Source organism: Acinetobacter sp. UBA3461 (genome assembly GCF_002381195.1).
GTDB lineage: Bacteria > Pseudomonadota > Gammaproteobacteria > Pseudomonadales > Moraxellaceae > Acinetobacter > Acinetobacter schindleri.
Genome location: NZ_DFRO01000045.1, coordinates 1 through 21,755, shown reverse-complemented (window position 1 = coordinate 21,755; position 21,755 = coordinate 1). Strand labels below are relative to the sequence as shown.

Annotated in this window: 16 protein-coding genes, 1 tRNA gene and 1 pseudogene; 11 read left to right on the top strand and 7 right to left on the bottom strand. The window is 40.9% G+C overall.

What is annotated here, in order from left to right; all coding sequences use genetic code 11:
• Nucleotides 1-966 precede the first annotated feature (966 nt).
• On the top strand, nt 967-2,670 hold the full coding sequence (locus B3D47_RS12685; RefSeq protein WP_286862318.1) for a GGDEF domain-containing protein: 1,704 nt from the start codon (nt 967-969) through the stop codon (nt 2,668-2,670).
• 121 nt (nt 2,671-2,791) lie between these two features.
• On the opposite strand, the gene B3D47_RS12680 is transcribed toward B3D47_RS12685, so the two are convergent.
• From B3D47_RS12680 to tenA, 3 genes are all read right to left on the bottom strand, one after another.
• A complete protein-coding gene (locus B3D47_RS12680; RefSeq protein WP_286862316.1) occupies nt 2,792-3,622 on the bottom strand; it encodes an AbiJ-NTD4 domain-containing protein in 831 nt (276 codons plus the stop codon).
• Nucleotides 3,623-3,737: 115 nt separating this feature from the next.
• Nucleotides 3,738-6,569, bottom strand: a complete 2,832-nt coding sequence (gene uvrA, locus B3D47_RS12675) for an excinuclease ABC subunit UvrA (RefSeq protein WP_286862314.1) — start codon at nt 6,567-6,569, stop codon at nt 3,738-3,740.
• A gap of 346 nt (nt 6,570-6,915) precedes the next feature.
• On the bottom strand, nt 6,916-7,584 hold the full coding sequence (gene tenA / locus B3D47_RS12670; RefSeq protein ID WP_273798173.1) for a thiaminase II: 669 nt from the start codon (nt 7,582-7,584) through the stop codon (nt 6,916-6,918).
• Between the two features lie 222 nt (nt 7,585-7,806).
• Between tenA and B3D47_RS12665 the strand changes: the two genes are divergently transcribed.
• The 3 genes from B3D47_RS12665 (at nt 7,807) to ssb (ending at nt 11,045) form a co-directional block, all read left to right on the top strand.
• Nucleotides 7,807-8,892, top strand: coding sequence for a DUF475 domain-containing protein (locus tag B3D47_RS12665; RefSeq protein WP_103800196.1), 1,086 nt, complete (start codon nt 7,807-7,809; stop codon nt 8,890-8,892).
• A 155-nt stretch (nt 8,893-9,047) separates the two neighbouring features.
• Nucleotides 9,048-10,412, top strand: a complete 1,365-nt coding sequence (locus B3D47_RS12660; RefSeq protein WP_005220623.1) for an MFS transporter — start codon at nt 9,048-9,050, stop codon at nt 10,410-10,412.
• Nucleotides 10,413-10,463: 51 nt separating this feature from the next.
• A complete protein-coding gene (gene ssb, locus B3D47_RS12655; RefSeq protein ID WP_071320869.1) occupies nt 10,464-11,045 on the top strand; it encodes a single-stranded DNA-binding protein in 582 nt (193 codons plus the stop codon).
• 54 nt (nt 11,046-11,099) lie between these two features.
• Here ssb and B3D47_RS12650 read toward each other — a convergent pair whose 3' ends face one another.
• Nucleotides 11,100-11,582, bottom strand: a complete 483-nt coding sequence (locus tag B3D47_RS12650) for a hotdog fold domain-containing protein (protein ID WP_163172439.1) — start codon at nt 11,580-11,582, stop codon at nt 11,100-11,102.
• 144 nt (nt 11,583-11,726) lie between these two features.
• Here B3D47_RS12650 and B3D47_RS12645 point away from each other — a divergent pair, with 144 nt between their 5' ends.
• The 5 genes from B3D47_RS12645 to B3D47_RS12625 all read left to right on the top strand — a co-directional run bounded on the left by B3D47_RS12645 (nt 11,727) and on the right by B3D47_RS12625 (nt 16,848).
• Entirely contained in the window at nt 11,727-12,341 is a 615-nt protein-coding gene (locus tag B3D47_RS12645) for a TetR/AcrR family transcriptional regulator (RefSeq protein ID WP_163167498.1), read from the top strand.
• Between the two features lie 167 nt (nt 12,342-12,508).
• On the top strand, nt 12,509-13,072 hold the full coding sequence (gene ahpC, locus B3D47_RS12640) for an alkyl hydroperoxide reductase subunit C (protein WP_103800193.1): 564 nt from the start codon (nt 12,509-12,511) through the stop codon (nt 13,070-13,072).
• A gap of 324 nt (nt 13,073-13,396) precedes the next feature.
• Nucleotides 13,397-14,275 carry a pirin family protein gene (locus B3D47_RS12635; protein WP_286862308.1) on the top strand — a complete coding sequence of 293 codons (879 nt, stop codon included), beginning with the start codon at nt 13,397-13,399 and terminating at the stop codon, nt 14,273-14,275.
• Nucleotides 14,276-14,689: 414 nt separating this feature from the next.
• Nucleotides 14,690-15,997 carry an FAD-dependent oxidoreductase gene (locus B3D47_RS12630; protein WP_005220638.1) on the top strand — a complete coding sequence of 436 codons (1,308 nt, stop codon included), beginning with the start codon at nt 14,690-14,692 and terminating at the stop codon, nt 15,995-15,997.
• A gap of 2 nt (nt 15,998-15,999) precedes the next feature.
• Nucleotides 16,000-16,848 (top strand): SAM-dependent methyltransferase, encoded by an 849-nt coding sequence (locus B3D47_RS12625; protein ID WP_286862306.1) that lies wholly within the window; start codon nt 16,000-16,002, stop codon nt 16,846-16,848.
• Nucleotides 16,849-16,932: 84 nt separating this feature from the next.
• Here B3D47_RS12625 and B3D47_RS12620 read toward each other — a convergent pair.
• The 3 genes from B3D47_RS12620 to B3D47_RS12610 form a co-directional block, all read right to left on the bottom strand.
• Nucleotides 16,933-17,008 (bottom strand) — tRNA-Thr (locus B3D47_RS12620).
• Between the two features lie 219 nt (nt 17,009-17,227).
• Nucleotides 17,228-17,455 (bottom strand): hypothetical protein, encoded by a 228-nt coding sequence (locus B3D47_RS12615; RefSeq protein ID WP_004813658.1) that lies wholly within the window; start codon nt 17,453-17,455, stop codon nt 17,228-17,230.
• A gap of 261 nt (nt 17,456-17,716) precedes the next feature.
• Nucleotides 17,717-18,067, bottom strand: coding sequence for a hypothetical protein (locus B3D47_RS12610; protein ID WP_286862304.1), 351 nt, complete (start codon nt 18,065-18,067; stop codon nt 17,717-17,719).
• Between the two features lie 651 nt (nt 18,068-18,718).
• Here B3D47_RS12610 and B3D47_RS12605 point away from each other — a divergent pair.
• Both B3D47_RS12605 and B3D47_RS12600 read left to right on the top strand, forming a co-directional pair.
• Nucleotides 18,719-18,970 (top strand): annotated as a pseudogene (locus B3D47_RS12605) (tyrosine-type recombinase/integrase); the annotation flags it as partial.
• Between the two features lie 253 nt (nt 18,971-19,223).
• A complete protein-coding gene (locus tag B3D47_RS12600) occupies nt 19,224-21,677 on the top strand; it encodes a hypothetical protein (RefSeq protein ID WP_286862302.1) in 2,454 nt (817 codons plus the stop codon).
• The last annotated feature ends 78 nt before the right edge of the window (nt 21,678-21,755 follow it).

Here is a 21,755-nt window from a genome sequence, read left to right as displayed (position 1 = left end):
AAAAATACTGATAGAACAAATAATTACTTAAATAAAAAGAAATAATATAAAACACGTGAAAATTCACATTTATAATAGGTGGTTATTGTTTAATTTAATTCAAATGTATATAAGAATTGGAAAAACCAATTCTATAGAGTCAAACCTCTCCATATAAATGATTAAGAATGCCTAGATCACTTATTTAGTTGATTCAATAATTCTTTTCTAATTCATTAAATTTATTTTTTATTTAAATTAAATCTAATTTTGTGTAAAAAACAGACAAATATCAAATCCAACTAATTTAATATGCTTTACATTTTACATGAAAGTTACGATAATTAATTCATCAAGTTAGATAATGTATTTACTTAAATTCTTTATTTGACCTGATTCTCCACGAATTTTGTGTTTTATCGGCCCAGCTTTCCCCAAGGTTGGGCTTTTTTTTGCCTGAAACTTAAGTAGAGATGAGTGAAGGGGTTAAAAACTAATCAATAAGTATAAATATTAAACAAATCAAAGTATATTTTAAAAGAAATAAAAGCACCATAATGATGCAATACCTTTGGTAAGATATTATATAAAAAATGAAATAGATAAAAAAAACCCCAATTTTCAATGAAAATTGGGGTTTTTTAGCCAAAATTTGCGGGTAAATTAAAATATCTGCTGAGGAAAAATTTAATTCGCCCTAATGCGGTGCATTATGCACTTAATTGTTGCATGTGTAAACAGTAAACAATACGAATTTCAATTTTTTTTGAAACTATTTGATACATCTACTGGTTATTTGCTGAAATTAAAATTTTTAATTTAAATATAAGAACATAAATTAAGATCTATATGACTTTTGAGTTCAGTAAAGTTATATAAAAGCATTTAATATAAAGAATTTTTTCTTTCTGAAGAAATGGATTTTTTGTATAATAATTAAGATAAATCAAATACTTTATTATTAGTCTGAGGGCGTACGCTAAGACAATGAATACTCTGCGCTCTGAACAAATCAGTAAACATCTTTATTGTGCAATGTCTGTCATTATTCTATGTCTGCTATTCATTTGCATTCCTCTTATTGTGAATAGCACTCAAAGTTACCTTAAGGCTGTGCGTACTTCTGACGAATTACATGCCCTGCAAGAAGTTGCCATTCTGGCCAATAAGATTTCCAAGGAAAGAGCCCCTGCCAATAAAGTCCTTTCCAGTACGCCTGAAGAAATTCACCAACGACAACAAGAACTCGAAATTTACCGTAAAGAAGTAGATCAGCAGTTCGAGCATACAGCAAAAGTATTACAGCAAGTGGGCTTCCCGCATTTAAGTCAACGTTTGGAAAGTGCGGTTCGACCAAGTCTGGAGCAGGGACGTTTACAGATCGATAGCTATGCAAAAATTCCTTGGGAACAGCGTAATGCTCAAGCACTTGATCAGGCGATTGCTGCAATGTTTAAGACCTGGGACAGTTGTCGTACTATCCTAAAAGGAGTAGTAATTGCTTCTAATACCACCTCTACCTCACAAAATAATTTTATTTCTCAGATTTTATTTTTATCTGACTTGAGGGATCAGGCAGGGCGTGCCGCCTCTATAATCATGGCTTATGTGACTTTCGACCAACCGATTCCTGCGGCAAACCTGACCCGTGCCATGCAAGTCCAATATCGGATCCATTATCTTTGGGATTTAATCGGCACATTGCAGCCGGAAGAGGACAAGACTGAAGAATTCAACCGGTTGCATAATGCTGTCGATACGATATTTATTCAAAAAGGCTTACCGATCGTTTCAAGTCTGGTGGAAGAGAGCATTCAGCAGGTTCCTTATCATTTGACAGGAACAGAACTCACCAATGCGATGGTTGATAAATTTGCTACCGTTGTTGACCTGCAAAGCTATTTACTTGAGTACAGCAATCAGGTTGCAGAGCGGGAAAAATCTTCTCATTTGCAGCAATTGCTCTGGACAGTTTTACTTTCATTTGTGTCTTTAGGAGCAGCAATTGCAACGATGATTTTTGCACGTAAAAGTGTATTTCAGCCGCTGATAGAAGCGCGTCAAATTCTGTTTACGCTTTCGGAAAATGGTGATACCAAAGCTTTATCATCGAATGCCCATACTAAATCTGAATCCTTATTTACTGCCATTCAAAGGTTGCAACAGATGTTGCAGCAACGTGATGCCTTAGAATTCAGGCTTAAAAATATTGCTCATTCCGATCCTTTAACCGGACTGGCGAATCGGTTCGCCTTGGAGGAATACACTCGTTTTCTGGAATCACATCCTTCACAGTTTAGTCAGACGTGTTTGATGATTATTGATATTGATCACTTTAAACAGGTGAACGATCAGTATGGACACATTATCGGAGATGAAGTCATTCAGTTTGTGGCGCAGTGCCTGAAGGACAATGTCCGTACTTCTGATTTACTGGTACGTTATGGCGGGGATGAATTTCTGGTTCTGATTGAAAATATTGACTTCGATAATGCCCGTAAGATTGCCGATAAGATTCGAAGCGAAGTAGAGGATGCTTATATTTTAAGTGAAAATGGCGATCAGATTCAGGTTTCGGTCAGTGTGGGGGTGGCGATAGGCGCGCCGTCTTGGATCAGCCTGTTTACCAAAGCGGATAAAGCTTTGTTTGTGGCTAAAGGTCAAGGGCGTAATGCAGTGGCTGAGGTTTAGTTTAAAAGACACCTTTCTCTACTTTTGACTGTACAAAAGTAGCAAAATGCCTTTGTTCGACTGATGCTAAGTCCCTTGAGCACAGTCGAACAGGCAGCATCCATGTCGCCAGTCATGTGATTTAATTTTGATGGTCTTTGGTTTTTTCGATGAGATAGTTAATAAAATTTGTGCAGGCAACAAGCATAAATTTGGCATCGATATAAGATAAATTTGATTCATGAGGTGATCCATGTCGGATACCATTTTCATCACATGTATATGCGTACAACTTATTTAAGCTTTCCATTAAATTAGGATGAAAAGCATATTTGGTTCTGAGTTTTGGAATTGCTTTTCCTAAAGTAATTGAGTCATCTTCAAGAGTTTTCTTTGCTAAACCTTCTACAGCACTAATAGCTTCTTGCATTGATTTACTATAGTTGGGATTCTGTCGATCAGACATCAGTTTTAAAGCTTGGTTAAGATGTTGCTGAATACCTGAATATGGTTGCGAATTTTTTAAAGCTTCTTCAATGGATTGAATTTCTTGTTCTGAAGTTATTTCTGTAATTTGTTGATTAATAATTCGGTAGGCCGAGTTCTCTTGATCTAATATCTTGTTAATCTCCTCAATAAATATTTTCTGTAGTTCAGAATATTCTTCGCTATACAAAATAATAATTTCTTCAATTAAATCGTAAATACTGAACCATTCTTCTTGTAAGAAAAATCTTTTAAGCTGATTGACTGCTTCATTGGGAGGAAACGGAAATACATCAGTTTGTTGTTTATAAAAATCTCGCCAAATCAAATGAACTGAGTAACTGAAAAAGTTAATGTCACTCAAATAATAGGTATAAAAGTTATCATATATACATGACCAAATTCTATTTTTTAAATCCTGATTTATCGATTCTTTCTGAATAATCTCACGAACTGGTTTATATCCATATCTTTCTGAAAAGCGCATTTTCTTTCCCCAAACAAATTTAAGAATATATTTATTTTTTTAATTCACCCTAACCCTCCTTTATGAAAGGAGGGTATTCCTCCTCTTTATCAAAAAGGAGGCTAGGGGAGATTCCTTATTTCAATAACGGCTTTAAGAACCGCGCGGTATGCGAAGTCTTACTCTTTGCCACTTCTTCAGGTGTGCCTTCCGCGATAATCATACCACCGCCTGAACCACCTTCAGGACCTAAGTCCACGATCCAGTCCGCGGTCTTAATCACATCCAGGTTATGCTCAATCACCACAATGGTATTGCCCTTGTCACGGAGCTGATGCAGGATATCCAGCAATTTGGCAATATCATGGAAATGCAGGCCAGTCGTCGGTTCATCCAGAATATACAGGGTTTGGCCGGTATCACGTTTGGCCAGTTCACGTGCCAGTTTCACCCGCTGTGCTTCACCACCAGAAAGTGTTGTCGCAGACTGACCCAGACGGATATAACCTAAGCCAACCTGATGCAAGGTTTCCAAGCGACGGTGAATCACTGGAATGGCATCGAAGAAATGCATGGCATCTTCAACAGTCATCTCCAGTACATCAGAAATGTTCTTGCCTTTGTAGTTTACTTCCAGCGTTTCACGGTTATAGCGCTTGCCATGACAGGCATCACACGGCACATACATATCCGGCAGGAAGTGCATTGCCACCTTGATCATACCGTCGCCTTCGCAGGCCTCACAGCGACCACCTTTCACGTTAAACGAGAAACGGCCGGCTGCATAACCACGTGCCTTGGCTTCCTGTGTTTGTGAAAACAGTTCACGAATCGGAGTAAACAGACCGGTATAAGTCGCTGGGTTGGAACGTGGTGTACGTCCAATCGGACTCTGATCAATATCTACAACTTTATCCAGGAATTGCAGACCATCGATCGAATCAAATTTCTCTGAGGTTTGAGTGGTCGCACCATTGAGCTGTGTTGCTGCTAGTGGCAACAAGGTGCGGTTAATTAACGTCGATTTACCTGAACCTGATACACCCGTGACACAGGTCATCACCCCTAATGGAATAGTCAGGTCGACATTTTTCAGGTTATGGCCTGCTGCACCCATCAGCCTGATCTGTTCTTCCGGTTTTGGTGGTTGGGTCCGTTTTTTCGGTACTTCAATTTTCAGCTTGCCAGATAGATATTTACCAGTCAGGGAATCTTCATGTTCAGCAAGTTCCTGATAGGTTCCTTCAGCAATCACATGACCGCCATGTACGCCGGCACCTGGACCAATATCAATAATATGGTCGGCGGCACGAATCGCATCTTCATCATGTTCAACGACCAATACTGTATTACCAAGATCCCGCAGACGTACCAAGGTTTGTAGCAGACGGTCGTTATCACGCTGGTGCAGGCCAATCGAGGGTTCATCCAGCACATACATGACACCCATCAGACCGGCACCGATCTGAGAAGCCAGACGGATACGTTGTGCTTCACCACCAGATAAAGTTTCAGCTGAACGGGACAGACTCAGGTAATTTAAACCAACAGACACCAGGAAGTGCAGACGCTCACGGATTTCCTTAAAAATCTTATCGGCAATTTCACCGCGGGCACCTTCAAGATTCAGACCTTGATAGTAGCTTTCGGCGTCACCAATCGACATGCGGGTAATGTCAGCAATGGTCTTGTCCAGAATTTTGACATTACGTGAAATTTCATTCAGACGTGAACCATCGCAGGCATCACAGGCGGCATTGGACAAGTACTGTGCCAGATCATCACGGACATAATTACTTTCTGTTTCACGATAACGGCGTTCTAAATGCGGCAGTACACCTTCGAAAGCAATCACACGATTATGACGGCGACCGCGTTCGTCAATATAGCTCAGATCGATCTTTTCACGACCGGTACCATAGAGGAATTTCTTTTTAATATCGGCTTCGAGCTGATTCCATGGCGTATCCAACGAATAGCCAAAGTGATTGGCGACCTTTTCGATCATGCTGTAATAATATGGACGCTGACGGTCCCAACCCCGGATTGCACCTTGACTGATACTCAATTCAGGATTTGGAATCAGTTTATCTGCACTAAAATGGCTACGCGTACCGAGGCCATCACAAACCGGGCAGGCACCAAATGGATTGTTGAACGAGAACAGACGTGGTTCCAGTTCCGCCACCGCACGATCACATTTCGGGCAGGAATGTTTGGCTGAGAAAACACGATCTGGCCGTTCGCCTTTCATCCGCGAGACAATGGCAATATCGCCACCCAGACGAAGTGCAGTTTCAAAGCTTTCGGCAATACGATTACCCAGATCATCACGCACTTTAAAGCGGTCAACCACCACTTCAATGGTATGCTTTTTCTTTTTATCCAGTTCTGGCGGAGGATCAATTTCCATGATCTCGCCATCCACGCGGGCGCGTACAAAACCCTGGCTCTGTAACTGTTCAAATAATGCGGAATATTCACCCTTACGTTCACGTACGACAGGTGCCAACAGCATCAGGCCAGTACCTTCTTCCAAGCCTTTTACCGCATCCACCATTTCACTCACGGTTTGCGCGACCATCGGCAGGTCATGTTCTGGACAATAAGGTGTACCAACGCGAGCATAGAGCAAACGCAGATAGTCATAAATTTCAGTAATAGTCCCCACGGTTGAACGCGGGTTGTGGCTGGTCGACTTCTGCTCGATCGCGATGGCCGGACTTAAGCCTTCTATCGAATCGACTTCCGGTTTTTCCATCTGGGACAGGAACTGGCGTGCATAGGCAGACAATGACTCGACATAACGGCGCTGACCTTCGGCATACAGGGTATCGAATGCCAGTGAGGACTTACCTGAACCAGACAGTCCCGTAATCACCACAAACTTGTCGCGTGGTATATCAAGGTTCACATTTTTAAGGTTATGGGTACGTGCGCCTCGAATACGGATGTGGCTTTGGCTCATGCAATGATCCTAGAATATTCATCAAAAACCCTTATATGATACCGGATGAAAAATGTTCAAGTGCAAATAAAAGTATTTTAAACGTCAAGTTATGTCGGTGATTGGTCAAAAGATCAGTATCAAAGCAATAAGTTAAAAATGTATGAGGTATTTTTTTCCGATTAAAATTTTGGTCCTGCTTTTAATAAAAGCATTTGAACATGGATTTAAGCTCTGTAAAAAACACAGAGTGCGTAGAATTGCGGAGCATCGATCCAAGATAAAAATTAAAATTATTTTGTATTATTTAGAATTTTGTAGAAAAAATAAAAAGCCCCGTATTGAACAGGGCTGAATTCAGCTTGTATCAATCCAGACCAGGCCACTGGCGTTGCTCAAAGGCGCTGTCCCAGAACAACCATTCCAGACGCGCTGCATAGGTATAGGCCGCATGCATTTTTTCCAGGGTGTCGGCATCGACACGCGCTGCTACGCGATCCACAGTTGCAATCACATTGCGTACAGCAGTATGGAAATCTTCCCCGGCGTAAGTATCAATCCAGGCCTGATAAGGGTTATTGGCTGCGGCCTTATCGACAATATCCTTGCCGACTTCTGCATAAATCCAGAAACATGGCAGCAGGGCTGCCAGCACCACTGGATAGCTTTCGGCCCAGGCAGTTGCCTGCAAATAGGAAGTATAATGATGGCAGGCCAGCGTCAACGGCGTATTTTCGAACTGGGCTTTGCTGATACCGAAATCCTGCATAAAACCATTATGCAGGCTGCGCTCGACCACAATCGCAATTTTAGCCGCTTCACTAAACTGGATCACATCATCAGCCTCAAAGGCTTTGGCGGCACAGACTGCCAGTGCACGGCCATAGGCCAGCAAATAATGCGCATCCTGAATCACATAATGACTGAAGGCATCACGGTTCAATGTGCCTTGTGCCAGCTGCTGGTTAAAAGGCAGTGCCAAGGTCTTTTGATAAAGTTCGAGGTTACGTTGCCATACGTCTTGAGAGAAACTCATACTGAAATCCTGAGCAGTTGAAGTCAAAGCATGCAGCACTATAGCAAAGATCGACCCGTTGAAAAGATCGACAGATTTGAAAAGCAGAAAATACGCAAAAATGGTTCAGGAAGTGCTTTGGTTTATGCAGCAAAAGTTTCATAATTGAGACAAGTTTTAGTCTTGGTATTTCCCTACAATAAAAGAAATACACTCAATGAAATTTATCTAAGGTCGATTTGTATGTTGAAACATTTTGGTTTCTCAATCGCATTTTCGATCGTGTGCCTTGGTTTGTCTGCTTATTGGGGTTATACCCATGGTCCGGAAGCGGGCCTGCAAACCATGTTCACAGCACTGACCATTACCGCCATTCTGGCGATTATGGAAGTGTCGTTGTCCTTTGATAACGCGGTTGTCAATGCATCTGTCCTGCGTGGCTGGGATCATTTCTGGAAAATGCTATTCCTGACAGTAGGTATTCTGATTGCAGTTTTCGGGATGCGTCTGATCTTCCCGGTGGTCATTGTTGCAGTGACTGCAGACCTGGGCTTTATGGAAGTGGTACGTCTGGCCCTGAATGATCCAAAAGAATATTCAGCGCGTTTGATGGCACATCATCCTGAAATTGCGGCATTTGGTGGTGCCTTCCTGTTGATGGTATTCCTGAATTTCTTTCTGGATGAAGAAAAGGATACGCACTGGTTCAGAAGAGTAGAACGCCGTTTATCCAACCTGGCTAGTGTTCCGGCAATGTCGGTCTTTATTGCGCTGGTGGCCTTGTTAATCATGGCAGCCAATGTCGATGAAGCCAAGCGTCTGGTCGTGACCATGGCGGGAATCTGGGGTATTGTGATTTATATCGGGGTGCAGGTGCTGAGTCATATGCTCGGTGGTGAACCTGAAGTGGATGAAAATGGCAATGCAGTTCGTCATGATGAAAATGGCGTACCTACTGGCGTGGTGAAAGCTGGTATTGGAGGATTCCTGTATCTGGAAGTCCTGGATGCCTCATTCAGTTTTGATGGCGTGATCGGTGCCTTTGCAATTACCTCGGACGTGGTAATCATCATGCTGGGTCTGGCAATCGGTGCGATCTTTGTCCGTTCAATGACGATTTATCTGGTGGAAAAAGGCACGCTGGATGCTTATATCTATCTGGAACATGGTGCGCATTACGCGATTGGCGCCTTGGCTTTCATCATGATTGCCAGCGGTACTGGTGTACATGTACCGGAAATAGTGACCGGCCTGATCGGGGTGGCCTTTATTGTCTGGGCCGTGATTGCCTCGATTCAGTACAAGAAACGTCAGGCTTTACATCACTAAGGCCTGTGATCCTGATGCAAAAGCGTAGCTCCGGCTGCGCTTTTTTATTTTTTAGATCAGCATCATCTTTATTTCAAATAAAATTCCTGCATCCATCCCGGCCGAATGTCCTATAATCTTCGCCTGAAGATCCATCAATTGAACTGCCATAATTTATGATGAATGCCCTAGAACGTCGCTCAACCTTTGCGCTTAGCAGCATTTTTGCACTGCGCATGCTGGGGTTGTTTATGATTATCCCTGTATTTTCGGTTGCAGGACAGTCATATGAATATGCTACGCCGGCACTGATTGGCCTGGCAGTAGGGGTTTATGGTCTGACTCAGGCCATTCTACAGATTCCATTTAGCCTGATTGCAGACCGTTTCAGTCGCAAACCGCTGGTGGTCATCGGGTTATTGCTATTTGCATTGGGTGGTGCAATTGCCGCCATGTCGGACACAATCTATGGAGTGATTATTGGGCGTGCCATTGCGGGCGGCGGTGCGGTTTCGGCGGTGGTCATGGCATTGCTTGCCGATGTGACCCGTGAAGAAAACCGCATGAAAGCCATGGCAACCATGGGCATGAGTATCGGCTTATCTTTTGTGGTGGCATTTACCTTAGGACCTTGGTTAACGGGTCTGGTGGGTATTTCTGGGTTGTTCTGGGTGACTACCATAATGGGGCTAGCGGCAATTGCCATGCTGCTGATGGTGCCAAAAGTGACCCGTCATCATCGTAATTTTCAGCAGGGGTATCTGATTCAGCTGAAACAAGTCCTAAAAATGGGCGACCTGAATCGCCTGCATGTCTCTGTGTTTAGCCTGCATTTGTTATTAACGGCAATGTTTATCTATGTACCTTCGCAGCTCATTGAGTTCGCTAATATTCCTTTGGCCAGTCATGGCTGGGTATATCTGCCCTTACTCGTAATTAGTCTGTTCTTTGCTTTTCCAAGCATTATTCTGGCGGAAAAATACCGCAAAATGCGTGGTATTTTCCTGACTGCAATTGCGGGAATTATCGTTGGCCTATTGGTACTGATTTTTGGCTTTGAATCGAAATATATCCTGCTCACTGGTTTAGGGATCTTCTTTATTGCCTTCAATGTAATGGAAGCCTTATTACCATCGTGGTTATCCAAGGTTGCGCCAATTCAGTCCAAGGCAACAGCGATGGGCGTGAATGCCAGCAGTCAGTTCCTCGGTGCCTTCTTTGGCGGTACGCTAGGCGGACAACTTTTGTTGCTGAATGACACTTCCATGGGTTGGAGTATTCTGACTGCGGTTGCTATAATTTGGCTGCTCATCAGTTTTGGTCTGGCTCAGCCGCGCTATCTTTCGTCCCTGGTGTTAAGCCTGCCTGAAAATCGACAAACAGATGAATGGACTTCACAGCTTTTATCTATTCATGGTATTGAAGAAGTCGTGGTGATGCCTGAACAGCAAGTGGCCTACGTCAAGGTTGATAAACAGCAGATTAATGATACTGCGCGACAACAATTAACGCACTTGTTGGGTAAAGAGGTAGCCATTTAAGCATAACTCTTATAAAGTAAAATATAGAAACAAATAGGAAGTATAGGTCTCATGCGTGGTGTAAATAAGGTTATTTTAGTAGGTACTTTAGGTCGAGATCCTGAAACAAAAACTTTCCCGAATGGGGGTTCTCTCACTCAATTCTCTATCGCGACCAGTGATTCGTGGACGGATAAGAACACTGGTGAGCGTAAAGAGCAAACAGAATGGCACCGCATTGTGCTGCATAACCGTTTAGGTGAAATTGCACAGCAGTATCTACGTAAAGGTTCTAAAGTCTATATCGAAGGTTCACTACGTACCCGTCAGTGGACAGACCAAAGTGGTCAAGAGCGTTACACTACAGAAATCCGTGGTGAGCAGATGCAAATGCTGGATTCTGGCCGTCCTCAAGGTGAACAGTCAGACAATGGCGGTTTTGCACAGCCACGTTTCAACAATAACCAGGGCGGCTATGGCAATAACAATGCTGGTCAACAAGGTTATAATGCACCACAGCAAGGTGGCTTCAATAATGCACCTGCGGGTGGTAATGGCTATGGCAATAATAACCCAAGCGGTTTTGCGCCAAAATCTGCACCAGCTCCAGTTGCAGCGCCTGCAGCAGACCTGGATGATGACTTACCATTCTGATTAAAATTTAAAACAGAAGAGCATCCTTAAAAGCCCGTCACCTGACGGGTTTTTTTAGGCTTGTTTATTTTTCTTCTTTTTAGGAGATACCCACATTGTAATGAGGGCACGGCATACGGTTTCTTGTGCCATATCCAGTACCTCAACATTAACCTGGTATTCAGCGATTTCATGCCATTCAACATTTAACTTTGCAGGTGTGGCAATGGCTCTTAAATCGGTCGTTGCTTTTTTAAGATATTCGACCTGCATACCTTTTAGAATCCAGGAATGGGTTTTGGGGACGCTGGCATCGGTCATGGTACCTGCTGCCAGTTCAGCCAGATTGCATATGGCAATCGCATGGATTGTATCTAGATGATTGAGTACAGCCGCATGTTTTTTCATGCTCACTTCGCAATAATACGGAGCAAGCGTTTCGAGCAATGGGGAAATACTGCTGAAATAAGGTATTTTTATGCAAAGTAATCTGGAAAATATGTATTTACCACCTGGTTTTTTGTGAAAGGTTTTCCATATTTTTAGAGCCTGGCTCATGATCGCGATCCTGCGTAAGAGGTGAATAATAATAAGATCCTCATACAGAATAATATTCTGTATTTGCAGGACTCACAAGAAAAGTGTTTAAAATAGACAAGTTAATGATTAACGGTGCCGAGCACATTAAGGAGAATGCAAGGTATGGATGTATTGGAAGGGAGTTATCCAGGCGGACGCTTGGCCTTAAAGCGTCAAATTCTGAATTGTGCGCTACAGGAATTTTTACAAAGTGGCATAGCTGCAACGACAATTGAAATGATTCGGGATCGAGCAGAAACCAGTGTTGGCGCAATTTATCATCATTTTCATCACAAGGATGGGATCGTAGCTGCGCTGTATCTAGCCGCTTTAAAGGATCAGTCTAGCCGACGTTTAGATGCCTTATCCCAAGCGAAAAGTGCTGAACAGGGTATTCATGCCATTATCCGAAGTTATATTGATTGGGTCATCAGTTATCCAGATTTTGCCCGTTTTCTCTATGCAGCCCATCATGTGGTACATACCTCAGAACTGCGTCAGGATCTGGAACAGCGTACCAGCCAGCGCAATCAGGATTTAAAGAAATGGCTGGCCCAGCAGTCAGATGCCGCTTGTCTGCAAGCTGTACCACCTGCTTTACTGACCTCTTTAGTAATTGGCGCGACAGAAAGCTATTGCCGTGCCTGGCTGGCAGGTCGAGTCAAGGATTCTCCGCAAAAACATGCATCTGCTTTGGCGCAGTCAGTTTGGGATTCTTTACAGCATTTCTCTCGGTAGAGGTCAGGAGTTAAATTGGAATAAAAGATAATAAGTAAAAAATTAATAGAATTTATAAATCTAAAAAAACGATAATTTTTATAAAAAGTTACGGTTTTATCTATTATTAGTTTTTGTGTATTCTTAGTTCATCGAATGAATTCCCGCGAACTGATAGGAAAAATCACATGAGTTTAATCAATACTGAAGTTAAGCCATTTAATGCAACTGCTTACCACAATGGTCAATTTATTGAAGTATCTGAGCAAGACATGAAAGGCAAATGGTCTGTTGTATTCTTCTATCCTGCTGACTTCACTTTTGTTTGTCCAACAGAATTAGGCGATCTTGCCGATCAATATGCCGAATTCCAGAAACTGGGTGTAGAAATCTATGGTGTATCTACGGATACGCACTTTACCCATAAAGCTTGGCATGACACGTCTGACGTGATTGGTAAAATCCAGTATCCAATGATTGGCGATCCAACCTGGACTCTGGCGAAAAACTTTGAAGTGCTGATCGAAGCTGAAGGTTTGGCTGACCGCGGTACTTTCGTGATCGATCCGGATGGTAAAATCCAGATCATTGAAATCAACGCAGGTGGTATCGGTCGTGACGCGCAGGAACTGCTTCGTAAAGTAAAAGCAGCTCAGTACGTACATGCTCACCCAGGTGAAGTATGTCCTGCAAAATGGAAAGAAGGCGAAGCAACCCTAGCTCCTTCAATTGACCTGGTAGGTAAAATCTAATTCAATAAATCTTTATCAAATCTAAAAAATCCAGCCTTCAGCGCTGGATTTTTTTATGGTCATTTGAAAATGAAAGGACAATTAAATCATATAGTCTTGATGACTTTCGGCTGCGGCAAGCAAGCTTTCAACCAGATGCTCAATCAGTTTTTCCATCACCAGACGCTGGCTTTTACATAAGGTATAAACCAGTTGTAGGGTACCAGTACTGACACCAGTATTGTCTTATATTCGGGATACTGCATTTCATTGGCCTAGTATCGATAGTTATCCGCAACGCATACAATGACTGCATGTTCATCCTATTCAGATAGGAGTAAAAAGATGAAAAAAGTCATAGGTGTTTACCGTAATCAGCACATGCATTGGGTCGGTGATGGATTTCCGGTCAAAAATCTGTTTTCTTATGACCGTCTTGGTCAGGTCATCAGTCCGTTTCTGTTGCTGGATTATGCAGCGCCGTATCATTTTGATCCGACTACGGTGCAGCAGGGTGTCAGTTCACATCCACACCGTGGTTTTGAAACCGTGACAATCGCCTATCAGGGTGGAGTAACGCATAAGGATTCTGGCGGTGGTGGCGGTACGATTCAGGCAGGTGATGTACAGTGGATGACTGCAGGTGCAGGCGTGGTGCATGAAGAATTCCATTCTCCAGACTTTGCCCGGAATGGTGGTCTGTTTGAAATGGTCCAGCTGTGGGTAAATTTACCTGCCAAAGACAAAATGACTACACCGCGTTATCAGGCACTGACTGCAACTGATATTCCCCGGATTGAAATGGATGAAGGTGCAGGGCATATCCGGGTCATCGCTGGTGAACTTGATGGGCATCATGGTCCGGCGCATACCTTTAGTCCGGTCAATGTGTGGGATGGTGAACTCAAAGCAGATTATGAAACGATGCTGCAGATACCTGCCGGTCATAATGCTTTGCTGGTGCTATTGAGTGGAGAGCTGGTAGTGAATGCTGGCCAGAAAGTTCTGGACAGTTCTATTGTGATATTTGCTCAGGATAACGATCCTATAATCCAGATTCAGACTTATCAGGACAGCAAATTCGTAGTCTTGACCGGTAAACCCTTGAAGGAACCCATTCAAGGTTATGGTCCTTTTGTGATGAATACCAAGGAAGAAATTGTCCAGGCCTTCCAGGATTTTAATCAGGGTAAATTTGGAGAAATTCCGGTAGCTGCTGAATAAAAATGTCAGTCCAGAAAGAAAGAAGCCTCTGCAGTGCAGAGGCTTTTAAATAGTTATGCGCTGTAAGTTCTTCTGATTATAAGATTTTTTAAATAACTTCAACACTGTGGAGGGCGATGAAGTTAGCATTTTATTATGCAGAAAATTATAGCGCTTCTTGTATCTTTTGTAAAACGAAAGTTAAAAAATTGGTTAATTTAAATGTATTGTTTTTAAAGGATAATTTTTATAAAAATACAAAAAATATCAATAAAAGCATAAATTTAAACAGTGTAAACTTTTTATATTAAAAATGTAAAAAATTATGAATTTTCAAGCGCTTTAGTCCATCTGAAAAAAATGCAATCTGGAAGATTTTAATAGCCTAATTACGGCAGGCTTGGTACATAATTTCTAAAAGTTTCTCAATGACGGATGATCAGTTTGGATATCGCAGTAATTGGTAGTGGCATGGCCGGACTGGCTACAGCCAGAATTCTTCAGGATGCAGGACATCACATCACTATTTTTGAAGCGCTGCAAGGGCGCGGCATGGACAGTCACAGCCTCGAGTTTGAAGGTGGACTGGTCGATGCTCCTTTGCGTGTGATGAATCCGTACTTGTGGAAAAATACGCTAAGTCTTGCGACTCATCTGGGGATCAAGACCTATCCGGTACGTACTTATATGGCGTGCAGCTGGTTATTTGAGGACCGGACCGAAACCTGGCTGACGACTTCGCGTAGCCGGATTGGTAACTTTCCGATTATCAATAACCGTAAAGGTCTTCAACAGTATGGCTGGCGTCTGGTTAAAGGTTTATTACAACTGAAAACAGCGTTGAACAAATTCTTTAAATCTAAAAATCAGGATATCAGCCTGGCAGAATTTATTAATCGCAATGATATTGAAGAAGTATTCTGGCATGGTGCGGTGATGCCAGTGCTGTATACCATCTGTACCTGTAACCCGAAAACCATTGGTGAATGGCCAGCCAAGCCCTTATTGATTTTCCTGCGTCAGCTGACAGATGGCGATGCATTATTGCGTATGCAGGGCGGTACACCAGCCTTGGTGGATAAACTGATTGAAGGCATCGACATTGTCAGTGGTGCAGCAACCACGCTGGTACAACAGCAGGGTGACCAGGTACGTGTAGAAAATGCGGCAGGTTATTCCAAGTTATTTGACCGTGTCATCGTTGCTACACCCACCAACAAGATCGAGGAATTTCTTGATAAAGACCAGTTTGCAACAGATATTGAATTATTAAAAAAATTCCAGTTTGAGCAGGGGCAATTGGTAATCCATACCGATACCAGCGTGATGCCGCCGAAACGTAAAGACTGGGCAGTACTAAGCTATATGATGGACCGCAAGTTTACCCGTCAGCAGTTCACGGTATGGCTCAATGCGGTTGAACCAACATTGGTAGGTAAATCTCCGGTATTCCAGACCTGGCGCCCGGTGACTGATATCGATCCGAAGAAAATTATTTCTTCTGTGACACTGACTCGCGCAGTCGTTGATGCGCATACTGTAGCCTTGAACAAGGAATTACAGCAACGTCATCTGGATCAGGGCCGTAAGGTATTCTATTGTGGTTCATGGTCATGTGATGGCTTGCCAATTCTAGAATCTGCAGTTACTTCAGCGATGAAGATTGCAGAAATCTTTGGTGCACCATTGCCATTCGAGGGATTAAAACCGAATATTGAGGTTGCACCACAACTCGGTTATTAAGCATGAAACTGTTCCAGGCCTTTCGGCAGCGTCTACCCGAGCATAAATATGCTATCAATGCAGCATTGCTTGGAGATACTTCATTATTGCCCTGGAGCAATCTTGGTTACTGGCAGATAGGGCAGCAAGACTATGTTGCTGCCTGTCAGGCTTTGGCTGATCATCTGGCTGAAACCATTCATTTAAATTCAAAAGATAAATTACTGGATCTTGGCTGCGGTCAGGGTGCCAGTCTGCTGCATTGGCAGCAGCACTATCAGGTGCAATACCTGGCAGGCGTAGAGCTACAGAAAACTTGTGTTACCAAGATTCAGCAGCATTTACCTGAACTGAATGCAATTTATCATGCTTCTTTTCTTCGACTAAAAGATATCCATTTCCCACATAAATTTGACGCTGTGCTGTGTCTAGATGCGGCTTATCACAATAGCGTACCAAGCTTGTTGGAACAGATAGTCCCAGTTTTGAATTCAAAAGCGCGAATCGGTTTTCATCATCTGGTCTTGTCTGAGCGCTGGAAAACTTTAAATTCATTTCAAAAGTGTAAATACCAGCTTTTGTTGAAATCAGCAGATGTCAATTTAAGTGATTTGATGCCGCTGGGTGCGCTATATGAATGTCTAGATGAGTTTGAATTCACAGATGTTCAGGTTGAAGATCTGTCAGAATCAGTATTTGCCGGTTTTTCCAGGTATGTACAGCAGGATTTAAATTCAAAAAAATTGGTTCAGTCTGTGAAGGCATCCAGACTAGATGAGTTTAAAATTCAGATAACCGCAAAACTATGCCGAAAGCTTTTTGAAGAAGGTGTAGTGCGGTATGTGCAGATCAGCGCAAAAGCAAAGCACTAGAACAGTGACTGAAAAGATCAAGCCCGAAGAAAATGCAGACTCCAGAAACATCAAAGCCTCACTAAAAAAGCGAGGCTAAGAAAATGGTGCCGGCACACGGATTCGAACTGTGGACCTACTGATTACAAGTCAGTTGCTCTACCAACTGAGCTATGCCGGCGTTGTGGTGTGCATTCTACAGATTTTTTGAGGTGATGCAAGCCAAAAAATAACCGTTTAAATGCTTTGGTAAAATTTTAAGTTTGATTGAATTCTGCATGATACGAAAAGCTGCAAAACTTGAAATACATCAGCTGGATTCATGAAAATCGCCCACATGCGAAAGTGTGGGCGAGGGTGGAAAATTTAAACTGGTTTCAGAGATGAATAAAAACTAGGTTTATCGGCTTTTTAGGATACGGTCCAGATCCTGAGCACATTCCTCCAAGGTAAAGGCCATGTCAAACTGCATTTGGGGTTTGAGTTCTTGAGCGAGGCTTCTCCACTGTTCGATGAGTCTGAGGGCTTTTTGAATCTTGTGTTTGTTGACGTCTTTGGCAATGGTCGGAGTGTAACCGCCACGTTTAGCATTTTTGATCTGTTTTGCATAGTTTGCGCTGTTATTCATGTTCGCTCCCGAATAGCAGTGTGTCTATCTTTTAGCTTTTAGTTTGAATCAAGATCAATGGCGTGGTTGGTTGGATCTACTGGTTTTTGTTCTCCTTTTATGTGCCCGCTAAGAGCAACATAACATAGCGATGATGACAATAAAATTAAGCTATTTTTATGCCAAGTTAGAATTCAGTAACTGAATTTTTTGTATAACTTTCATGAAGTATATATAGGGAAAAGAGGGCAATTCATTTGTTCATTAATTAAAAGACAAGCATTAGCAAACGACATTGTCCTTCTTCTTATAAAAATCCAGTGCCAGCTTCAAATCCTGTGCTAACTGTTCTTTTGTGTTTTCTGGCGCAATTTTTATAAAGGCAGGTACATATTCTTTAAAATACACCTCAGGATAATCTTCGCAAATGATTTTCTTGCGAAGTTCCATAGGTGTAGCCGGGTTATCTAACTGGTCCAGAAAACCACTGATTTTCTGGTCTGCCTGTTCAAATTGAATGACATCTACAGAGTTTTTATCTGTCGACATTGCGGCTTCTGCCTGCTCAGGCTGCTTTTGGCAACCAGCAATAACTAACATAACGAACAGGGTAGTAAAGGTTAGTTTTTTCATCGTCTTTTCTAGTTGTTATCCAGGGCTGAATAATAAGAGTATAAGAGAATTCACCACTGTATAAGAACTGATTTTTTTTAAATAAAAAAAATACCTCCATCATAAGGAAGGAGGTATTAAATTGGAAAAGAAACTACAGCGAGCTTCTGATTACATATTTTATATTAGATCACTTTTCAAACAATTGGCAGAATATTACAAGCTTGATAATGATTCATAAAATTAAAATTGCTGTAACTTCTAAAAATGGAATTTAGCCGAAATCTTAATGAATTTTCTTTCATTAAGCTGTAAAAATTAAAGAATCTGATTAAATATTTTTTTCTTTTCTAGAAGCTAAAAATGAAGGCGTTGAGGAATAGCCAATAGTGAGATTGCAGGATGATATTTAATTACAGACAACAAAAAAGGCTTAAACCCTTCGGATTTAAACCTTTTGAGACATCATGCGGCTACATGATTATGAATCTTGGCTGAGAGAGGGAGTCATATTTGGTTTATAAGTAAATGAAATATAATTAAATAAAAATATATATTTTTAATTATACCCACATTTATACCCCCAACTATATAAGGGTGCTCTTATGTCATCTGATGATTATTATTAAATGAACAAATAACAACCAGTTGCTATATCTGAATTATTTTACTCACAGTGAATCAATTTTGGTAGTAATTGAACGTTCAGGCTATGCGGGACGAATAACCACACATGGTTTTAGATCTTTGTTCAGTACTATCGTAAATGAATCGAATCTTTTTAATCCATATGCAATCGAACGTCAGTTAGCTCATGTACCACAGAACCGTATTCGCTCTGCATATAACCGAGCGCAATATTGGGATGAGCGGGTGAGATTGATGGAGTGGTATGAGGGGGGAGTGAAGGATTGGCTGAATTAAATGACTAGAAAAATCACAAAAACCACGCTAAAAAGCGTGGTTTTTTTTCATCGTTATAGCTGAAACCTGAGTACATAAAACGCCTTAATAGTTTCTAAATAGGGGTTTAATTTTTATAATATAGGGTTTAAAAGTAGGTGAATAGGGTATAACAGTTTTTCTTTTATTTAGATTGGAGAAAGAAAGCTTGAAATATAAGGGTTAGAAGTGTTAATTTTTAACTATTATCTAAAAATACTAGAATATTTTAATCATGAATGAAGCAAATCCTCAAATTTTTAGGAAGCTCCCCGAAATCGGGCAATTAGAAAAACTGACTGATAAAGAAATTTTTGGATTTTTGAAACGTTACTATACGGATAGCTATCGGCATTCAATTACTCAAAATAGGAAAATTCATAAAGGCATATTTCGGGAAACTATCGAAACTTTAGAAAGACTGTATGAGCGTTTGGAGCTAGTTGAAGAGTTTATTGGTTATCAAAAAGTAGATTGGGATGACGCTTGCTCTTCAAAAAATGAGGTGAGAAAAAAGCAGATAGTTGATTTTTATAATGGTCTAGTAGTAGATGTTGCACTTATGAAATTAGCAACTCCATATTACAAGTTGCCAGAAAAAATTCATGCTTTCATTAATTTTTTAGATAAAGAAGGATCATGTATCTTCAGAAGTGATATTCAATCTGACAGATGGAAAGTTGAAGACTTTCCTTATGAGGAAGTATTTGAGACGATTGATCGATATGAGCAGTATTTAGGCAAGCAAAAGAACTACAAATTTAATTTCGATCAAGATAAAGGCGATGAGATTGCGCGTGAAATTTTGGATGTGCTACATGGCGCTAAGAAGATTAGACAAGCGCTTGTGTTGGTAAAATTTCAGGTACAAGATTTCTCTGATAGGGAGATTGAAAATCTAACTCAAACTAGTCAAGTAGATCATAGATTAGCTACAACTTCGGTCGAAAGAAAAACACACTTGTTAGTAAATGAGTTAAATAATCTTGAGCTAGGAACCCATTTACCTTGGTTATCTATCCTTAAAAAAGGTGAGATAGAGCTGAATGGTGAAGTTCGATTAATGTTTGGATTTATTCTAGACAGTTCGACACATCAAATAGATACCAATCAAATCAAGGAGTCATTACACCGTGAGTTAGATAAATTTTTTTATGGTAGTAAGATTGCTGCTTTTGTTCGGTCGGAAATTATTGCTATTGATCAAATTCTTGATCACTTAGGTGTAAAAGAAATAAAAGAATTCAAACTCCCTAATCGAAAAAAATTAGCTCTTATGTTGAAGTGGTTTGTGGGATTGTTTTATGGAATGGAAAAGATTATTAGTCCTGATAATCACACGTTCGAGAGTGAATTAGTTGATACGCCTATAAGTCTAATTACAAGAAAAGCTGATTGTCGTTTAAAAGATCGAAATGATAAGAGAAAGTCAAAAAGACAAGAAAAGGATGATCTAGAGAAAAAACCATATGATTTTAATTCAATCTGGGATGATGCCAGTTTAGTTAAACGTGCTCCAGAATATGCGAAGTCTATACACAAATTTTATGAGATGCTGAAATATTTTGATGAGTTGGATGCACAGCAAATAAAACTATTGCAAAGGGTTAATTTGTTCCTAGCCTATTTGGAGCATACATATATTGACAGTTTATCAACTTCTCTATCGATCAACCAAGATCCCTCTAAATGGCCCTGTGCAGCTAGGATGTATTTAGCCTTATTGGATAACGAAATTGATATTAATTTTTCTATATGGGCATCTAATTGGACTCTCTACAATACTTTTTCGCTTCCGTTAAGTTTAAATAATTCATCATTAACGTATGACTTACACGATATAAATCTGGCGGAAGTAACAAATCTAATAGCGCCAGAGCTAAAGCTAATCAAACAGCGCCATATCTCAATTCCCCGAAGCAGATTAGCTTATATGGAAATGCTAGTGCAAAAAAACACGAGATCAGCACAGTGTTATTTAGAGACAAGTTTTAAAGAGAACACGATTTTATTACGCTTTAAAATTGATAATAGCCAGAGTCGATTAGATATCAATACCTTGAAGACAATTGTTACTCAATTTTTTAAGAAAGCGAAACGTGCACCAAAGAGTATAGGGGCATATTTAGACGCTTATATCGGATATTTTGTTTTTAAACATGGCAGCTATTCTATTGACTGTACAGCTATTTGTTACCTTCGTTCGGACGTTGTTGCTGATGAGGTAAAATTAAAATTTAAGGATTATTGGGGTGAATTTACTAAGAGGTACAATGCCAAACAGATAATTGATGGAAATTTGCCGGACTTGAACATAATCCCTACATTATGGTTTAAAGAAGGTGAATCGGACTATTTAGTTGTGAATAAAGAAGATAAACGGCTTATTTCCCAGGTGAGAAATGATCTAGTGAGCTTCTATACTACGTATGAATATTTCCATAAATATAAAAGCACAAGCCATCGCAATCAAAAAAGACCAGAGCTATTTTTGAGGGGTAGAATTAAAGAAGCTATACCTAAAAAAACAGATGAAAAGAATACTCCACAAGATGAAGTGAGTACGCCTGAAAATGAAAAAAGCGTAAATGAAATCAATGAAAATTCATCTCAAGAGGGGGCGAATATGCGGGCTGATATTCAAGAGAGTAGGGGAGAAAGACTAGCACGGTTACTACTACCTCTATAGTAAGTTAGTCTGATAAATACCTGATATCACGCCTGCTTTTAGACAAAAAAGTCATTGCTTCGTAAGCATCCGCTGAAC